The sequence below is a fragment of the Curvibacter delicatus NBRC 14919 genome, from assembly GCF_001592265.1.
GTDB classification, from domain to species: domain Bacteria; phylum Pseudomonadota; class Gammaproteobacteria; order Burkholderiales; family Burkholderiaceae_C; genus Hylemonella; species Hylemonella delicata.
In genome coordinates this window covers 102,030-118,994 of record NZ_BCWP01000002.1, presented here as the reverse complement: position 1 = coordinate 118,994, position 16,965 = coordinate 102,030, and the positions used below count along the sequence as shown (strand labels likewise).

The 16,965-nt window shown below is 64.7% G+C and carries 14 protein-coding genes; 6 read left to right on the top strand and 8 right to left on the bottom strand.

Going from position 1 to position 16,965, the window contains the following annotated elements; translation table 11 throughout:
- Positions 1-40 precede the first annotated feature (40 nt).
- The 6 genes from CDE01S_RS01790 to CDE01S_RS01765 all read right to left on the bottom strand — a co-directional run bounded on the left by CDE01S_RS01790 (position 41) and on the right by CDE01S_RS01765 (position 10,493).
- Entirely contained in the window at positions 41-1,102 is a 1,062-nt protein-coding gene (locus tag CDE01S_RS01790; protein WP_066702795.1) for a PD-(D/E)XK motif protein, read from the bottom strand.
- Entirely contained in the window at positions 1,099-3,747 is a 2,649-nt protein-coding gene (locus tag CDE01S_RS01785; protein ID WP_245636081.1) for a Z1 domain-containing protein, read from the bottom strand. The genes CDE01S_RS01790 and CDE01S_RS01785 overlap by 4 nt, the downstream gene beginning before the upstream one ends.
- A gap of 170 nt (positions 3,748-3,917) precedes the next feature.
- Positions 3,918-5,861: a DUF262 domain-containing protein gene (locus tag CDE01S_RS01780; protein WP_066702790.1), complete on the bottom strand. Its 1,944-nt coding sequence runs from the start codon at positions 5,859-5,861 to the stop codon at positions 3,918-3,920.
- Entirely contained in the window at positions 5,858-7,282 is a 1,425-nt protein-coding gene (locus CDE01S_RS01775) for a DNA cytosine methyltransferase (protein WP_245636080.1), read from the bottom strand. Before CDE01S_RS01775 ends, CDE01S_RS01780 begins: the two co-directional genes overlap by 4 nt.
- Before the next feature lie 260 nt (positions 7,283-7,542).
- A complete protein-coding gene (locus CDE01S_RS01770) occupies positions 7,543-8,373 on the bottom strand; it encodes an urease accessory protein UreD (RefSeq protein WP_066702788.1) in 831 nt (276 codons plus the stop codon).
- Positions 8,374-8,405: 32 nt separating this feature from the next.
- Positions 8,406-10,493 carry a TonB-dependent receptor gene (locus CDE01S_RS01765; protein WP_066702786.1) on the bottom strand — a complete coding sequence of 696 codons (2,088 nt, stop codon included), beginning with the start codon at positions 10,491-10,493 and terminating at the stop codon, positions 8,406-8,408.
- 85 nt (positions 10,494-10,578) lie between these two features.
- On the opposite strand from CDE01S_RS01765, the gene coaD reads away from it, so the two are divergent.
- The 6 genes from coaD (at position 10,579) to CDE01S_RS01735 (ending at position 15,918) form a co-directional block, all read left to right on the top strand.
- Positions 10,579-11,079, top strand: a complete 501-nt coding sequence (gene coaD / locus CDE01S_RS01760) for a pantetheine-phosphate adenylyltransferase (protein WP_066702784.1) — start codon at positions 10,579-10,581, stop codon at positions 11,077-11,079.
- Positions 11,080-11,154: 75 nt separating this feature from the next.
- The gene (locus CDE01S_RS01755; RefSeq protein WP_066702781.1) at positions 11,155-11,745 is read left to right on the top strand and encodes a hypothetical protein; all 591 of its coding nucleotides are present in this window, start codon (positions 11,155-11,157) and stop codon (positions 11,743-11,745) included.
- The gene (locus CDE01S_RS01750) at positions 11,742-12,179 is read left to right on the top strand and encodes a universal stress protein (protein WP_066702778.1); all 438 of its coding nucleotides are present in this window, start codon (positions 11,742-11,744) and stop codon (positions 12,177-12,179) included. The genes CDE01S_RS01755 and CDE01S_RS01750 overlap by 4 nt, the downstream gene beginning before the upstream one ends.
- A 2-nt stretch (positions 12,180-12,181) precedes the next feature.
- Positions 12,182-14,854 (top strand): cation-translocating P-type ATPase, encoded by a 2,673-nt coding sequence (locus tag CDE01S_RS01745; protein ID WP_174525445.1) that lies wholly within the window; start codon positions 12,182-12,184, stop codon positions 14,852-14,854.
- Entirely contained in the window at positions 14,851-15,546 is a 696-nt protein-coding gene (locus tag CDE01S_RS01740; protein ID WP_066702772.1) for a histidine phosphatase family protein, read from the top strand. The genes CDE01S_RS01745 and CDE01S_RS01740 overlap by 4 nt, the downstream gene beginning before the upstream one ends.
- Positions 15,547-15,624: 78 nt before the next feature.
- A complete protein-coding gene (locus tag CDE01S_RS01735; protein WP_066702769.1) occupies positions 15,625-15,918 on the top strand; it encodes a YfhL family 4Fe-4S dicluster ferredoxin in 294 nt (97 codons plus the stop codon).
- Here CDE01S_RS01735 and CDE01S_RS01730 read toward each other — a convergent pair.
- Positions 15,915-16,328, bottom strand: coding sequence for a hypothetical protein (locus CDE01S_RS01730; RefSeq protein WP_066702764.1), 414 nt, complete (start codon positions 16,326-16,328; stop codon positions 15,915-15,917). The genes CDE01S_RS01735 and CDE01S_RS01730 overlap by 4 nt on opposite strands.
- Entirely contained in the window at positions 16,325-16,960 is a 636-nt protein-coding gene (gene pth, locus CDE01S_RS01725; protein ID WP_066702762.1) for an aminoacyl-tRNA hydrolase, read from the bottom strand. The genes CDE01S_RS01730 and pth overlap by 4 nt, the downstream gene beginning before the upstream one ends.
- Positions 16,961-16,965: the final 5 nt, after the last annotated feature.

The window sequence follows — 16,965 nt, the reverse complement described above, 5'->3', positions numbered from 1 at the left end:
GGGCACTTGTATACCTTTAAGCGCGTTGCGCAGAGCGTTCCTAACTATGCAGGCCCAGGATCGCCTCCGCGACGCGTCGGGCGCCTGCGATGGGGTTGTTCAAGCTGATCGTCGCGGGAAGTTCCACGCGGAAGCTGAGCGACTGGGCGTCCACATGCTGGTGGGCGACCACGTCATCGTGCCGCAGCACATCGACGGCCGGGGCTGCCATGTCGTAGCCCCGGACGAAGGTCACGCTAAACGGGGTCGTGAACGGAGCCTCGTTGGCCATCGTGGCATGCTCGTATCCAATACCCGACTCCGAGCCGTACATGGCTACGCGTTTGAGAAACTCGTCGACCAAGCCGCTAGCTCCGCTCACGGTGAGTCGCGCGACGATGCTCTCCACCAGGGATGGGATCGACAAGGCAGGCACGTTGGGATCTGTCTGTTGCAGACCGATGCTTACGAGGAGCAGGCGCGATTCCCCAGGGCCGTCATCAGTGGCAGCGGCAGGCTCGATCTGGTGCACGCCATGGACGGCGTGACTTGAGGTACTGCGAGTTGTGGTCTTTATCTCCACGCCCGTGCCCTCCCACGTGAGGTCCCTTGCTGAGCGGCGCCAGCCATCCCAAGCCTGGACGACCGGCCCAACGTACATATCATCTGCGCGGCGGCAGAGAGCGTCGAGAAGGAGCAATTCCCCGAAAAGTCCGATGATGGCGTTCTCGGAGATCTCCAAACGCTTGATGGCGAGTTCGATCAAGGGCTCGGTGACCGCGAAGGCGCGCTCCAGATTGACGTCAGCTTTCTCGCGCAGCAGTTCAGCGGTGATGAATGCACCCACCTGGTCGAAGTGCCCCAGGGCGGGCAAGCGTATGCGGTTGGCGCTCAACGGCGGCTGGTTGTTACGGTGCCAATAGTGGTGGTGCATCGCAGACTTCACGGTGCCAGTCCGCGGCTTCAACTGGTCGCCTGCTAGGAACAACTCCAAGTGCCCGCGATTGTTCCGGGCGATACCGACCACCTGCGCTTCGGTCAACCAGGTTATGGTTCGGTCATCTCCTGTGATGCCTGCCGGGGTGGCGTTGATCTGGTCGAGAACTTCTTCGTAGCTGGTCATGGAGGGCTCCTCGTGATGCTGGCCACTCCAGCGCGGGTAGCTGAGAACTGCTCTGGGCCTCCTGCAGGGATGCAGACTCCAACTGCGATCGTGGGGTGCAGGTCGTCCGGAAGTTGGTTGACGTAGAAGAGAATCTGACCGTCGGAGCCGCTGGGTCGCCATGTTGTGATGTCGCTCGACGGGGCGGCACCGTAGCGGTGGTAGTAGTCGAAGTAGACGTCGCCGCGATACTGGCCCGGGCCGGCGTTGGGGTCGCTCGCTCCCCAAGTCGTCTTGAGTTCGCCTCCGACCACCCTCTTGGTGGTGGCGCGAATGTTGAAAGGGAGCCGTGCCAGCGGACCAGTGGACACAGTGGCACCATCTCCGTAGCGAATGCCGACCCAGAACCGTGGCTGCTCAGCCGTCTTGCGGCCGAGGTCGGCGTAGGACCACAAATCGCCGGGGCGGCCGGTGACAAACAGTCCCGTGATCGAGCGAGCGAGAGCGGCCGACCAGAGTCGAAGGTAGGCGGCGATGGCATAAGGGCAGGCCCGCCGGGTCAAGTCCCCCTCACCGTTCCTCACAGGCGGTCGGTAGAACGGCGGGTCTGGGAGTGGGGTGGCCGCGTGTGCTCGGGCTTCGATGCGGCTCCAGAAGTCCGCTTGGAAACCCTCGCTCCCGGGCCGGTATTTGGCGAAAGTCAGGCGGTCCAAGAGTTCGGCGGCCTCTGTAAGTTTGAGTGGCACGTCCAGGATCCGGCCTCGCTGCACGTTGGCCACAGTGAGATCGCTGGAGGGTCGAGTAAAGAGTTCCGCAAGGACGGTTGCATTAGGATCCGCCTGCTGGCCGTCATTGATGACAGTGACGAAGGGGCGAGCCCCTGGAGACAGGGGAAGGTTGCCGACGCCCGTTATCTTTCCGGTGGCTTCGAAGTTGAGGCCCTGCAGAACAGCCGGTTCAGGGGAGCCGCGCATCATGCGCTCGGTGATAGCTGTGCGCACCGCTTCATCGACATCGTGATAGGCGCGGAAGAGGGCGAGTTGAGCGCTCGAGGCGAAGACGCGGCACAGTTCGATATAGGATCCGCGATACCCGAACCAGCGCTGCATCTGCATCTGAGTGTCGGCTAGTGGGTTGGCCGATGAACGTTGGAATAACGCCGTGGTCATCCCTTCCAGGGTCAGTCCCCGGGCCATGACGTTACCTGAGACGAAGATCGTGCTGATGTCGCGGGCGGCGCTCCACTTGCCGGTTCCCGGATCCTGGCTCGGCGCGTAGGCAGGACGGTCATCAGCGTTGGGGTCGCTATTGACCACGGCGACCCTAGTCCCCGGGATCATCTCGTCGATGAGCAGAGTTTCGATGGTCTTCCAGTCCGGGAAGGTCATCGGAGGCAGTACGTTGAACTCACCCTCAATTGCTTCGGCGGAGGCACGGTACTTGTCGAGCCATTGCGCCCACGGGGTGGGGGCCGCCTGTAGGTCATTCGCCAAACTTTCGGGGAGCCTTGCGTCACCTGCGTCGAGCAAATTCCGAGCCGTCGCCCGGTCCTGGATCCCAGCCCAGAGCAGGATGTTCTCAGCCCCCCGGAAGTGATCCATGATCGCGGCCGAGGGGTGGTAAAGCATCGAGTGCGGCGGAGCCACGCAGGCAAAGGCTTCGTGCTCGGTGTCGAACTGGGTAGTGATGGCGGACGCCGGGCCAAGTTTGCCGGAGCGGTGCAGGCGGATGGCGCCCGCCACCAGGAATGCGCGGACGGCGTCGGCGAGATCCTGTTGCGCGGAAATGGTCGTGGGCACGCACAGACCGGCTGCCTCCGCACGGCGGTAGAAGACCTCGCCGCCGGTGTAATAGGAACGGATCCCCACTGCCTCGGGGTAGGTCGATGAGCGAGGGGCGTTGAGGTTGCCAGGGTCGGTTGTGTCTACTGGATGGCCGACGTCGAGCGGCGTGCGAAGAGAGATCAGGAAGTCTCGCGGTGCCAGGGGGTTGTGGTCCTCCTGAAGGAGGTTGACCTGGGGTGTTGCCGTGTAGGCGATGTAGGTCGTGAATAGGTTGTCAGGGGAACCTTGCGGCGGGTCCCAGAGGTTGGCGATAGCACGTGGGATCTGCTTTAACCGGCCATAGATGGGATCCTGCGAGGACTCAACAAGGGCATCCAGGATCGAACCGTCGTCGGCCTCGTCGTCCAGCACGAGCATGTGGGTACTACGACCGAGTTCCTTGATAGCGGTGAAGACGTTTGTGCGGAGGCTTGCTGCCAAGGCATGCAGATGGTCAGTCTGCTTCATCGCCACGATGATCAGTGGCTTGCCCTGACTCAGGCGTTGGCGAACCTGAGCCGGCGGCAGCCGGTAGGTGGTTGTCAGTGGGTGCGTCTGCTCTGACAGTGCGATGCCAAGCGGTGGGCAGAGCAGGCGGCGCTTGATCTTCTGTGCGTTCTCCTTTCCCGAGTCCAACTGCTGCACCAGCCTCTCATAGGTCTGGCGCCACAAGGAGAGACGAGTCCCGGCCAGTACGACGATGATGTCGAGGCCGTTGTCGATGGCCAGGGCTGAGACACCCAGCATAGAGGCGGTCTTGCCAGACTGGACCGAACCCATGACGAGTCCGGTGCGCGATCGGCGCGATGACCACTCTTCGGTTTTCGCGGTGTCGGCTGCCAAGATTCCGCGCTGGAGAATGTAGCGGGAGTCAGCTTCAACTGAGGCACGCGCTGTGTCGGTCAAGCCGGTGAGTTGAGCCTTATAGCGGGCCCACCACGAGTCCGCCTCCTGGGGAGCGGGTGGATTGAAGTAGACGTGCTCGACGAGTGGGGAGCTTCCTGGCACTGCTATCAACTCTTCGGTTTGATGAGCATCCTCTGCAACGACGCGTACCCGGAGGACCCGAACTGCTGACGTACGGCCTCAGCTGCATGAGACGGGTCGATGTCTAGGTGTTCAAGGAGGCTCTTGCAGATCCTGGCAATGTAGTCCCACTGGGTCTTGGTCTGCGTCTTACTGGGGCGTTCCCAGTCCGCTGATTCTTCGCTGGCCACGCGGATAACATCACCCTTCGCCTCGATGCGGTCCTCGATGTCTTGCGGCGATGCTGCCAAGGCCAAGGCCATGGCCATGCCCACGAGGGTGCCCACGAGTTGGAGTTCCTGCCACTTGACGCCCTTGCCACCGTCCATAAAGTGGCCGGACCACAACTCATCGTGCGATGAGTGGAGTTCGACAGCCTGCAGCAGCAGCGAAAACAGCCTGGTTAGCGTTGAGGACTGGGCCAGCGGGTGGGACGGCTTGTTCTGAATTGCGATCAGCAACTGGTCGATCGTGCGGCTGGTCGATGCCAGGTCCTTTCCAGCGGTGTCGTGCACCAGGACGGAGATGACCCACGCGAGAACTTTAGTGCGCTTGTAGCGCGTGTCGCCGAAACCGTAGTTCTTCAGAGCAACACCGAGACGGCTAAGACCCGGGATACCGGCCAGCGACTCGGCGATTTCAGCGACATCAGTGTTAGGGTCGGCGTCACCGGCGGCGGCGAGAGTCGCTCGGGTGAGTTCGACCTCGTGGTAGACCGCGTTACGGATCTCTTCCGCGTTCAGGTGCACGCCCTGCTTGTTGTAAAGGCGAAAGACCTCATGAATCTGAGCCTGGGTGGCCTGGGTGTACTCGATGACGGGAATGGTGTACTCCACAACGTCTTCGAACAGAGACTCGACGGTGAGTTGCTGGCCAGCGACGTTAATCTCTTGGCCCTTGATCTGCGTGTAATACTTACCGCGGAGAGGCTCAAGGTATGGACCGACCAGTCCGCCGTCTCCGGTCGTGCGCAGCTTGAACGGGAAGTAATAGTCGTCCTCATGCTTGGCCTTGAGTGCGTAACCCTCCAGCGCTTTCCACGCACGACGGAAGGCCGGATAGTCGTTGCTGAACAGATCCGCCAGATTCCTGTCACCGTTGTCGTCGAGACGTCCTTGTTCGTTGAACTTCTTCCCTCTGTGCCGGGCGGTGACCTCAGCAACTTTCTGTTTGGCGACAGGATGCTTTCCTACAAACCGGAGGATTGCCGTGAGCCGCTGCTTGCCGTCGACGACTTCGTGCGGGGTGGACGATCCGGTGCGCAGCAGGATGATCGAGGGCAACGGGACGCCCCGGAGGATGGACTCCATTAGGGACTGCCGGTCACCGTTGCGCCAGACGTCGCCCCGCTGGTAGGACGGCGTTAGGTTCGGCGGCTTCTTGGTGAGTTGGAAGATCGGCCAGACTGCGGCCTTTGCCGTGACCGGTTCCGGGCTCACCGCATCTTCACGCGCGTCGAACTCGGCCCACGCGTCAGCCCAGGATTGGGTGGCCGTCGCACGGCTAGTGCCCTTGGTCTCAAGCTCTTCGAGGAAGTCGGCCTGCAGCCGGCAGGCGGTGTCCACGCGCTCTTTCAGACGCTCCAGCGCGCGGATGGTCAGCGGCGGGGAGGCGGTCCCGGGGGCGAGGAGGTCGGTGGGATCGAGTTCGAGTTCAGCGATGAGCGCCTGAAGGAAGGGTTCGCCACCCGTGAGCGGGAGGTCATCGCTGAGGTTTAGCCAGCCTTGAATCTCAGCCAGTTGGTTCGTCCATGCGCCGGAGGCGAAGTCGACGTCTACGCTGCTGAACATCGAAGACACTGGGGAAACGCCGTTGGGCGTGTCTGAAGCCTCCGAGAGGGTCGCCAACCCGTCCGCGAGGCTCTCCAGCAATTGGACCCGCGGATCCTCCTCGTCCAAGTCGTCGTTCTCGTGTTCGATGTGGTCGGTCATGCAGTAGCCCTCAACGGTTCGAGGTCAGAGTTGATGATCGGGGTAGGACGGATGAGCTTGCACAGCAATCGTTCTGCGATCGCTTTGACGACGTGGGCGTTAACTGCGTTGCCAAGGGCCTTATACGCATTGGTGTCGGACGCTGGCAACTGGATGCCGCCGAGACACTGAAGTTCAGCGCACTCGGCTGGAGTCATGTAGCGACGTTTACCGGCCAGGTTAGCACCGAGGATGGGCACCTGGGTCTCCGTGAAGGCGATGAGACTTGGGGAGGTCGTGGGACGCTTGACCCGCAGCCCAGACGCACGTACCTGCAGCACGAAGTTGTCGATGTTGCGCTCTTCACCCTGTGCGTTCCACTCCAGCTTTTGGAAGCTGGAGGGGAAGTCTTGAGGGCGCCACCGCTCTAGCCAGGGATCAATCCAGGACCGGTTGGCTTGGTAGAATTCACGGTTCTGCCTGATGAAAGTCCGCTTCCATTGTGGGAAATAGAAGTCGCCTGCGCGGTTGGCATGGCTCGGTATCCGCGTGATTTGCTCGTCGATCGTGCACTCGAGGGATTGGCCGAAGCTGCCCTTGAAGCCCATCTGGCGAAGACCCCACACAGGTCTGCTAGCCCAAACCCCTGGTGGAGTTTCGTCTTCGTAGGGGTAGGTCGCCCCGAACTCCATCGCCCAGATCGGGAAGGAAGGCAGCTTCAGCGCAGCCGGCGAGCGGCGCAGGAAGTCGCCCCACATGTCGATGGCTCGCAGCGTCTGTTCCGGGATGGCGCGCCTGGAATGTGCTTCGTGGCGCAGTACCCAGTGGATTTCGGTGGGATCCTTGTGCTTCGCCGGCCACTCGAAATAATCGAGACCCTTGAGTGAACCTACGAAGTAGGCGCGGTTTCGCACCTGTGGAATGCCGAACTCGTGGGGCGAGAAGTGCTCTACGTCGACGGAGTAACCAAGCTCCTCCAGCAAGCGGATGATCGTGGTCCTGGTGCGGCCGCCGTCGTGCTTGAGGATGTTGGGCACGTTCTCCAAGATGAAGTGCAGCGGCCGCTTGACGCGCAGGATGTCGTGCACCTTGAAGAAGAGATTGCCCTGATTTGTGTCCTTGAAGCCCAGTTGGTCTCCTGCTTTCGAGAAGGGTTGACACGGGAAACCCGCAGTAAGGACGTGGTGATCGGGCACGCTCCGGGCGATGATTTCGTCGCTGCTCAGGTCGTTAAGGTCACCCCAGACGTCGATACCGAAATTGACCTTATAGAGGGCCTTCAGCGTGGGCTCCCACTCAGCAGCGAACACGCCACGTCCCCCCAACTCATCGAGGGCGACGTGGAAGCCACCCAGCCCAGCGAAGAGGTCGACGAAACGGAAGACCTCACTAATAGTTCCCATCACTTCGGTCCTGTCCGTCCCCGCCTGATCGGGTGACATTTCTCATGGTTTGTTCAAAAGCTCGCATTGTGTCACTTCTTGCTGTGCGCGGAAACGAGGCAGGGTCATGATAGCCGCCTTAGTGAAAAGCCGCTGCAGGACCGACAGCGGCCATAAAGCGGCTGCACGGGACTGGCTGCTCTCAGCCTGAAGCAGCCACTCGGTTCAAATACAAAAGTGGCAATTACTGGCTGATTGAAGTTCTACCGCATAGCACCCATCAAGACCGAATGAGATGATGCGCTTCGTGTCACATCGCTCTAGGTCGCCCAGACCCGCGGCGGCACCGCCGCCATCTCCCACAACGTTTTCCTCCATTCAGCCCGCGCCTGCTTGAGCAGCTCCAGTGCCGGCTCCACCAGCGGGGCCAGCACGCGCAGCACCAGCACCTGGGGGTGCGGGCTGGTGGCACCGGCCGTGGCATGCAATGCGTGGCCGGCCAGCACGGTGCGCACCACCTCCAGCGCCTGCTCGCGTCGTGTGCGTTCAATCGGGGACCCGGCCACGAAAAACAGCGTGGCCATGCAGCGTTGGCCGGCCAAGCCGAGCGGGCCGTCCATCAGCCGCAGGTCGGTGGCATCAATGCGGCCCTGTTCGCGCCAGACGCCGGGCACTTCGATGTGTTGCGCAAACGTGCCTTCGACGAACGGTAACCCGGCTTCCGGCAGGCCCAGCGCGGTGATGTCCCAGCCCATCAGCTCGGCGCCGGGCGCGAGTTCAAACACGGCCTTGTTCTCGGCACGGCACTGGTTGTAGGCCAGTGCTTCCAGCGGCAGCCACTCCAGCCGCGCACCGGGGGCCAGTTGAGCGTGCACGCTTTGCACGGCGGGTTCGGTGGCCGATTTGTAGAAGCGGGTGGCACCCGGTGTGGTGACGAGGCCATGCGCCTCCGGCTGCACCTCGATCTTGATGGTCAGTGTGTCGCCGCCCACCAGGCCACCCGGCGGGTGCACCAGCACGTTGTGACACACCGCATTGCCTTCCGGGTACAGGCTTTGCAGCACGCGCAAAGGCCCTTTGTGGTGGTGGTGCGCAACGGTGCGCTGGTGCTGCCGTGTGTAGCGCAGGTCGAGGGTGGCGTGCCAGGTCATGAGGGGAGTCTAGAGCGAGTGAGGTAATGGAGCTAGAAGCGCAGGCGCAGGCCCAGCCGCAGGGTGCGCGGTTCGCCGGGGTGCACGTGCAGGTCATCCACGCTGGCGGCTTCGCTGCGCAGGCGCGAGGCGTAGTAGTACTGGATGTCGTTCACCTTCGCATCCAGCAGGTTGAACACGTCGCAGTACAGCTCGGCACGGGCGTGCAGGCGATAGCCCAAGCGCAGGTTCCAGGTCTGGCTCGGGCTGCTGCGCACGCTGTCGTCTTCCTTCAACGGTGCGGCGCCGATGGCGCGCCAGTGCAGGCTGGCCGACCAGGGGCCGCGCTCGCGCACGGTGGCGGCGATCTGCGCCACCTGGCCGACGGCATTCGGAATGGCATCACCGGCTGCAGCGGCATCGGCATAACGCGCCTGGGTCCAGGCAAGGTCGGCGTCCAGCACGAACCAGGGGGCCGGCTGCCAGCGGGTGCTCCACTCCACACCATGGCGCCGGCTGGGGCGGCCGGCTTCGGTGCTGCCGGCGTCACCCAGGTAAACGAGCTCGGAGTCGAAGTCCAGTTGCCAGAACGAGAGCGAGCTTTGCAGGCCGGGCCAGGCTTCGGTGCGCACGCCCACCTCCTGCCCGCGCGAGCCCACCAGGCCAGCCACCGGGGCCTGCGCGGTCACGCCGTCGCGCGGGTCGAGCCGGGCGGTGGTGCCGCGTGCGTCGTTGCTGTGAAAGCCGCGCCCGGCGTTGAAGAAAAACTCCGTCTGGTGCCAGGGGCCCAGCACCACGCTGAACTTGGGCGAGAGCCGGCCGGTGCGGGTGCTGCCGCTGTTGGTCGCCAGCGTGAGGCTGTCCACCGTGGCATCGAGCTGGTCGAAGCGCAGGCCGGCCACGGTACGCAGCCAGGGCGTCCAGGCGATGTGGCTTTCAGCATAAAGGCCGGCCAGGGTCTGGCGCACTTCGTCCTCGCGCACGGTGGTAGTGATGACACGGGCCGCACTGTCGTACAGGCCAACGCGGATGCGGTCGCTGCGCAGTTGCACGCCCAGTGTGTTCTGCATGGGGCGGCCGCCGGGCAGCGATTGGTCCCACAGGCGCGAGGCGCTGAGGCCGTAGACGGTGCGCTGATCCTTCTGCGCGAACTGGTCGCCCTGTGCCGGCCGGTCCAGCGCGTAGGTGAAGTTGGAATAGAGGTCGAGGTCGTAGTGCAGGGCATAGGCGGCCAGCCGGTCGCGCACGGCGCCGCGTGTGCTGTGCCACTCGCCCGACAGGCTGTGCCGGCTGGTCTGGCCGCCGTCGCTGCTGTCCAGCGAATCAAAGCGGCCGAAGGCAGCGCCCTGATAGCTGCCGGCGTCCAGCAGGCGCTGGGGCACTTGGTCGGTGGCGGTCCAGCGCGCGTGGTAGCCCATGACACTGGCCGACCAGCCTTGTGCCGCGGAGCCATCGCTGAGCGTGAGGATGGCATTGGTTTTGCGCAGCCCTTCCGGCACGCGCCACGGGCCGTCGTTGTTCATGCGCTCGAAGGCCATCAGCAGCGTCTGCCCGGCCGTGAGTTCCTGCGAGCCGGCCGCCAGCAGCCGCGCATAACCGCGTTCGCCGGTCGAGACGTCCAGCAGCGGCTGGTCGAGCCGGGTGCGGTAGACGAAGTCCGCCGCCCCGGCGGAAGCAAAGTCGCCATCGGCCGCATGGTAGGGGCCCTTGCGGTAGTCGATGCGTTGCAGCAGTTCGGGGATCAGGAAGTTGAGGTCGCTGTAGCCCTGGCCGTGGGCATGGGTGGGCATGTTCACCGGCACACCGTTCACCCGGGTGGCGAAGTCGGTGCCGTGGTCGAGGTTGAAGCCGCGCAGGAAGTACTGGTTGGCCTTGCCGTCGCCCGAATGTTGCGTGACCACCAGGCCGGGCACGAACTCCAGTGCCTCGGCGGGGCGCTGCAGGGCCCGGTCGCGGATCAAGGCCGGGCCGACGCTGCCTTGCGAGGCGGCGTCGCTGCTGCCCACGGCATTGTCGTAGTGGCCGGCAATCTCCACCACCGGCAGGCTGGCCACCTGCTGCGCCTGTGCCGCTTGGCACAACAGCAGCCCGCCCAGGCAGGCCAGGGGGGGTATCCATGCACGACGAGCGGGAAATCGCATGCAAGGGGCAACGCAAGTTCCATACCCAAAATGGTGCAGCGAGGCCTGATGGGCACTGCATAATGCACTGCAGGAGAAGCCCACCATGTCCCGCAATGTGATTGCCGTCTACCCCGGCACCTTCGACCCCATGACCCTCGGCCACATCGATGTGGTGCGCCGGGCCGCCCAGCTGTTCGACCGCATCATCGTGGCAGTGGCCGCCGGCCATCACAAGAAGACGCTGTTCACGCTGGCCGAGCGCATGGCCATGGTGCAGGAGCTTGTGAAACCGTACCCGCAGGTGTCGGTAGAGACGTTCTCCGGCCTGATGCGCGACTTCGTGGTGGCGCGCGGCGGCAAGGCCATGATCCGTGGCCTGCGCGCCGTGACTGACTTCGATTACGAGTTCCAGCTCGCTGGCATGAACCGCAGCCTGATGCCGGACGTGGAAACCGTGTTCCTGACGCCGAGCGACAAGTACCAGTTCATCTCCAGCACCTTTGTGCGAGAGATCGCCACCTTGGGCGGCGAGGTGGACAAGTTTGTCGACCCATTGGTGGCGCAGCGTCTGCAGGAAAAAGTCCGCAGCCTGGGCCGCGAATAAGCGCCACAGGTCAGCGCCAGCCGGACCTGCCGCGTCATCACAGGCTGGCCGCCGGTAGATCGGCATGGGAGTGACATGAACGAACGCATCCGCGACCTGCTGGGCCAGATCTCCTCGCTGGAAGACGACTTGCGCACCGCCCTGCATGAACAGGAGCAGCGCGTGAGCTTCACCATCAAGGGCAAACGCGTCGAGTTCGAGCAGTCGGTGAAGCAGATGCACCAGCGCCTGAAGACCGGCATCTTCCCCTGGCTGCTGAGCATCCGGCCGCTGAACCTGCTCACCTTTCCGATCATCTACGCCATGATCTTCCCCTTGCTCATGCTGGACCTGTGCGTGAGCTTCTACCAGGCCACCTGCTTCCCGATCTACCGCATTGCCAAGGTGCGGCGCGCCGATTATTTCGTCTTCGACCGGCAGTACCTGGGGTATCTGAATGTCATCGAGCGCTTCCAGTGCGCCTACTGCGCTTATGCCAATGGTCTGATGGCCTATGTCACCGAGATCGTGGCGCGCACCGAGCAGTACTTCTGCCCCATCAAGCATGCGCGCAAGATCCTCGGTACCCATGAACGTTACGCCCGGTTCCTGGAATATGGCGATGCCACGGACTACCCGGCGCGGCTGGAAGAGTTTCGTCGTGCTCTGGAAAGGAAAACACCATGAAGATCCTGTTGCCTGTGGATGGTTCGGACATTTCGCTGGAGGCGGTGCGCCGGGTGGTGCAGCTGACCTGCGAAGGGCTGCGTGCCCATGTGGTGCTGGCCAACGTGCAGGAGCCGGCTTCGCTGTACGAGATGCTGGTGGCGCACGACGCCGAGGTGCTGGACCGCATCAGTGCCGAAGCCGGTGTGCACGCGATGATGCAGGCCGAGGCGCTGCTGCAGCAGGCCGGCATCACCTACGAACGCGAAGTGGCCAAGGGTGATCCGGCGCATACCTTGGTGGACATCCTGGAAAACTACGGCTGCGAGCTGGTGGTGATGGGCGCACGCGGCCAGGGCACGCTGCGCAGTGCGCTGCTGGGCTCGGTGTCGCACGAGCTGCTGCATGCGGCCGGCGTGCCGGTGATGATCGTCAAGCCGCCGCAGGAGGACTGAGCTTGGCGGAACGCCCGTCCCCGCGCCGCGACTGGCACCTGCGCGACGCGCATGAGCTGACACGCGAACACGGTGTGGACCCGGCCCACGGCCTGCCGGACGACGAGGCCGGCCGGCGTCGCGCCGACCACGGCCCCAATGTGCTGGTGCAGTCGAAGGCGCGCGGGCCGCTGGCCTTGCTGGCCGACCAGTTCCGTGACTTCATGATCCTGGTGCTGGTGGCGGCAGCGCTGGTCTCCGGCTTTCTGGGCGACTGGATCGACACGCTGGCCATCCTGGTCATCGTGCTGCTCAATGCGGTGATCGGTTTTGTGCAGGCCTGGCGCGCCGACCGCGCCATGGCGGCGCTGCGCCAGCTTGCCGCCATGCAGGCCACGGTGCTGCGCGGCGGCCAGGTGCAGGTGCTGGCCGCCAGCGAATTGGTGCCGGGTGACATCGTGCTGCTGGAGGCCGGCAACCAGGTGCCGGCCGATCTGCGCCTGCTCGACATCGCGCAGCTCAAGGTCGATGAATCGGCGCTCACCGGCGAGTCGGTCACGGTGGAAAAACACACGCATCGCCTGCAGGGCACGCACCATGTGCTCGGCGACCGTCTCAACATGGCTTTCAAGGGCACCACCGCCACCCACGGCCACGGGCGTGGCCTGGTGGTGGCCACCGGCATGGCCACCGAGCTGGGGCAGGTGGCCCGCCTGCTGCAGACAGGCCGCAGCGCCGACGGGGAGGGCGAGGCGGGCGAGCGCATGACGCCGTTGCAGCTGCGCCTGGCCGACTTCGGCCGCCGGCTGGCGCTGGCGGTGCTGGGCATCTGCGCGGTGATCTTTGTGGTGGGCGTGCTGCGCGGTGAAGACCCGGTGCTGATGATGCTCACTGCGGTCAGTCTGGCGGTGGCTGCCATTCCCGAGGCGTTGCCGGCGGTGGTGACGGTGCTGCTGGCGCTGGGCGCGCGCCGCATGGCGCGGCAGAACGCGCTCATCCGTCGCCTGCCGTCGGTCGAGACGCTGGGCTCGGTGACCTTCATCTGCTCCGACAAGACCGGCACCCTGACGCAGAACCGCATGCATGTGGAGCAGGTATGGATGGCGGATCGGGTGTGGCATGCCGGGCAGCCGCATGACCCGGCCATGGCGGAGGTGTTGCGTGCGGCGGCGTTGTGCAACGATGCCCGCCACGGCCGCGGCAACGCCTGGCATGGCGACCCGACCGAAACCGCGCTGGCGCAGACCGCGCTGGAGGGCGGGTTGGACAAGACGGTGCTGGAGCAAGCGTGGCCGCGGGTGCAGGAGCTGCCGTTTGATTCCGAGCGCAAGCGCATGAGCACGGTCCACCGCAGTGCGCAAGGTGATCTGGTGGTTTTTGTGAAGGGGGCGCCGGAGTCGGTGTTGCCGCTGTGCACGCGGCAGTGGTCTGCCGATGGGACACAGCCCCTGCAGCAGCAGGGGGTGCTGGACCAGGCCATGGCGCTGGCCGCGCAGGGCCTGCGTGTGCTGGCGCTGGCGCGGCGCGACCTGGACGCGCTGCCTGGGGACGACGAGATGGCAGCGGTGGAGCAGGGCTTGAGCCTGATCGGCCTGGTGGCCATGATCGATCCGCCGCGGCAGCAGGCACAGGCGGCGGTGCGTGATTGCCTGTCGGCCGGCATCACGCCGGTGATGATCACCGGCGACCACCCGGCCACCGCGCTGGCGATTGCGCGCCGCCTGGGCATCGTGCACGACGGGCATGACGTCGAGGTGCTGACCGGAGCCGAACTGGCCACCATGAGCGAGCCGTTGCTGCACGAGCGTGTGGCGAGCGTGCGTGTGTATGCGCGCGTCGACCCGTTGCAGAAGATCCGCATCGTCGAGGCGCTGCAACGCCACGGCGAGTTCGTGGCCATGACGGGCGACGGCGTCAACGATGCACCGGCGCTCAAGCGCGCCGACATCGGCGTGGCCATGGGGCGCGGCGGTACCGACGTGGCGCGCGAGGCGGCCAGCCTGGTGCTGCTGGACGACAACTTCGCCACCATCGTGCGTGCGGTGCGCGAGGGGCGGCGCATCTACGACAACATCCGCAAGTTCGTGCGCTACGCGCTGACCGGCAACTCGGGCGAGATCTGGGTCATCTTCCTGGCGCCGCTGCTGGGCCTGCCGATTGCGCTGCTGCCGATCCATATTTTGTGGATCAACCTGGTGACCGACGGCTTGCCGGGGCTGGCGCTGGCGCGCGAGCCGGCCGAGCGCGGCATCATGCAGCGGCCACCGCGCCCGCCGCAGGAAAGCCTGTTCGCCCACGGCCTGTGGCAGCACGTGCTGTGGGTCGGCCTCCTGATGGCCGGGCTGTGCCTGGGGCTGCAGGCCTGGGCGCTTGCCGATGGCAACGCGCACGGCCCGAGCATCGTGTTCACCACCCTCACGCTGGCGCAGATGGCGCATGTGCTGGCGATCCGCTCCGAACACGACTCACTCCTCACACTCGGCCTGCGTTCCAACCTGGCGCTGCTGGGCGCCGTGCTGCTGACGCTGGTGCTGCAGCTGGCCACGCTGTATGTGCCGCAACTCAACCCGATCTTCAAGACGGCACCGCTGAGCGCACTGGAGCTGGGCCTGTGCTTCGGTGCTGCCGCGCTGGTGCTGCTGGCGGTCGAGCTTGAAAAATTTCTGAAACGTCGTCGCCGTATCATCTCTGCATGACCGAACTCATCCTCCTGCGCCACGGCGAGACCGACTGGAACCGTGAGCTGCGCTTCCAGGGCCAGCTGGATGTGCCGCTCAATGCCATCGGCCACACGCAGGCACAGCGCCTGGCCGCGCGGCTGGCGGGCGAGGAAGTGCAGCATCTGGTCAGCAGCGACCTGCTGCGTGCGCGCCAGACCGCCGAGCCGGTGGGTGTGCAGCGCCTGCAGCCGTTGCCCCTGGCGCCCGAGCTGGATGCCGCCTTGCGCGAGCAGCACTTCGGTGTGGCCGAAGGCCTGCGGGTGGCTGACATCAAGGCGCAGTACGCCGAAGCCTGGGCGCAGTGGATCCGTTTCGAGGAGGACTACGCCTTCGAGGGCGGCGAGAGCACGCGCCAGTTCCACACGCGCGTCATCGCGGCGCTGCGGGCGCTGGGGCGCCGCCATCCGCATCAGACCCTGGTGGTGGTGACGCACGGTGGCGTGCTCGACATGGTGTACCGCACCGCCCTTGGGCTGCCGCTCTCCGGCCCGCGCCAGAGCGAGATTCCCAATGCCGGCCTCAACCGTGTGCGCCTGCAGGGCGAGACGATCGAGATCGTCCAATGGGCCGACACCGCGCACCTGGTCGACCTGCCGCCGCAGCCGGTTTATGACCAGACCAAGCTGGCGCAGCCCCGGCCAGCGCCGGACCTGGCCGGCTCGCAGTAGGGTCTTGGCCGCAGCCCCGATAATTGGGGCTATGCGAATCCGAGTGCAAATTCCTGCTGGTCAGACGGTGGAGGCCCTATGGCGCTGATGATCACCGACGAGTGCATCAACTGCGATGTCTGCGAGCCCGAGTGCCCGAACGAGGCGATCTACCTCGGCAAGGAAATCTACGAGATCGATCCGAATCGCTGCACCGAATGCGTCGGCCATTTTGACGAGCCGCAGTGTGTGCAGGTCTGCCCGGTGGCCTGCATTCCGGTCAACCCCAACTTTGTGGAAGACCGCGAGACCCTGATGCAGAAATTCCACCGCCTGCAGGCCGAGGCGCAGCAAGCGCAGGCCGAGGCCGCTGCCCGTAAGGCGGCGGGTTAAGGCGCGGCGCTTTTCTCGCTTTTCTTCTTGTCCGCTTTCTTGTCGCCGGCGGTTCTGGCCGTGAAGTAGGCGGGTTCTTTGTGTTTCTTCTTGCTGCTGGAGTGCGGTGCGGCAGCGGCTGCCGGCGCCTTGGCTGCTTCGGCCTTTTGCGTGCTGGCGTTGGCCGCCGCTTCCTGCTTCAGCCGTTCCTTTTCCAGCGCCTGGGCGGCTTGTCGGTCGCGTTGGGTGTCTGCATCGGCTTGCGCTTTCTGGCCCTTCGTGCGGCTGTCGCTGGCATCGATGGCCACGCCGCCGGGGCAGGGTGACTGGCTGTAGCTGTCGCCGCAACGATAGACATTCTGGGCCTCTGCCCTTGTCAATAATGCGCAGACAGCTATGAAAAAGATAGCAAAAGAACGGATGCGAATCATGCGCTGTCTCCTTCGGCGGGGGCTGGCGTGGGGGCGGGCCGTGGTGGTTTCGGCCGCGGCGGTTTGCTGGTGTGGATCAGCATGGTGGCTTTTTCCATGTCGCCGGCCAGCAGTTCGGGTAGCGCCTTGAGTGAGCGGGTGATGCAGTCTTCGATGGCGGTGCGGTGCTCGGGCGAGGGCTTTTTCAGTACCCAGTTGACCACTTCGGATTTCACGCCTGGATGGCCGACGCCGATGCGCAGGCGCCAGTAGTCGTCGGTGCCGAGCTGGGCATGGATGTCGCGCAGGCCGTTGTGGCCGGCATGGCTGCCGCCGAGCTTGAGTTTGACCTGGCCCGGCACGATGTCGAGTTCGTCGTGCGCCACCAGGATTTCGTTCGGCTGGATCTTGAAGAAGCGCGCCAGCGCCGCCACCGACTTGCCCGACACATTCATGAAGGTCTGCGGCTCCAACAGCCAGACCGTCTGGCCCTTGACCGAAGTGCGTGCCACCAGGCCGTGGTAGCTCTTGTCCATCACCAGGTTGGCCTTGAGTTCGCGCGCCACGGCGTCGATCCACCAGAAGCCAGCGTTGTGCCGGGTGGCTTCGTATTCAGGGCCCGGATTGCCGAGGCCGACAAACAGTTTGATCATGCGCG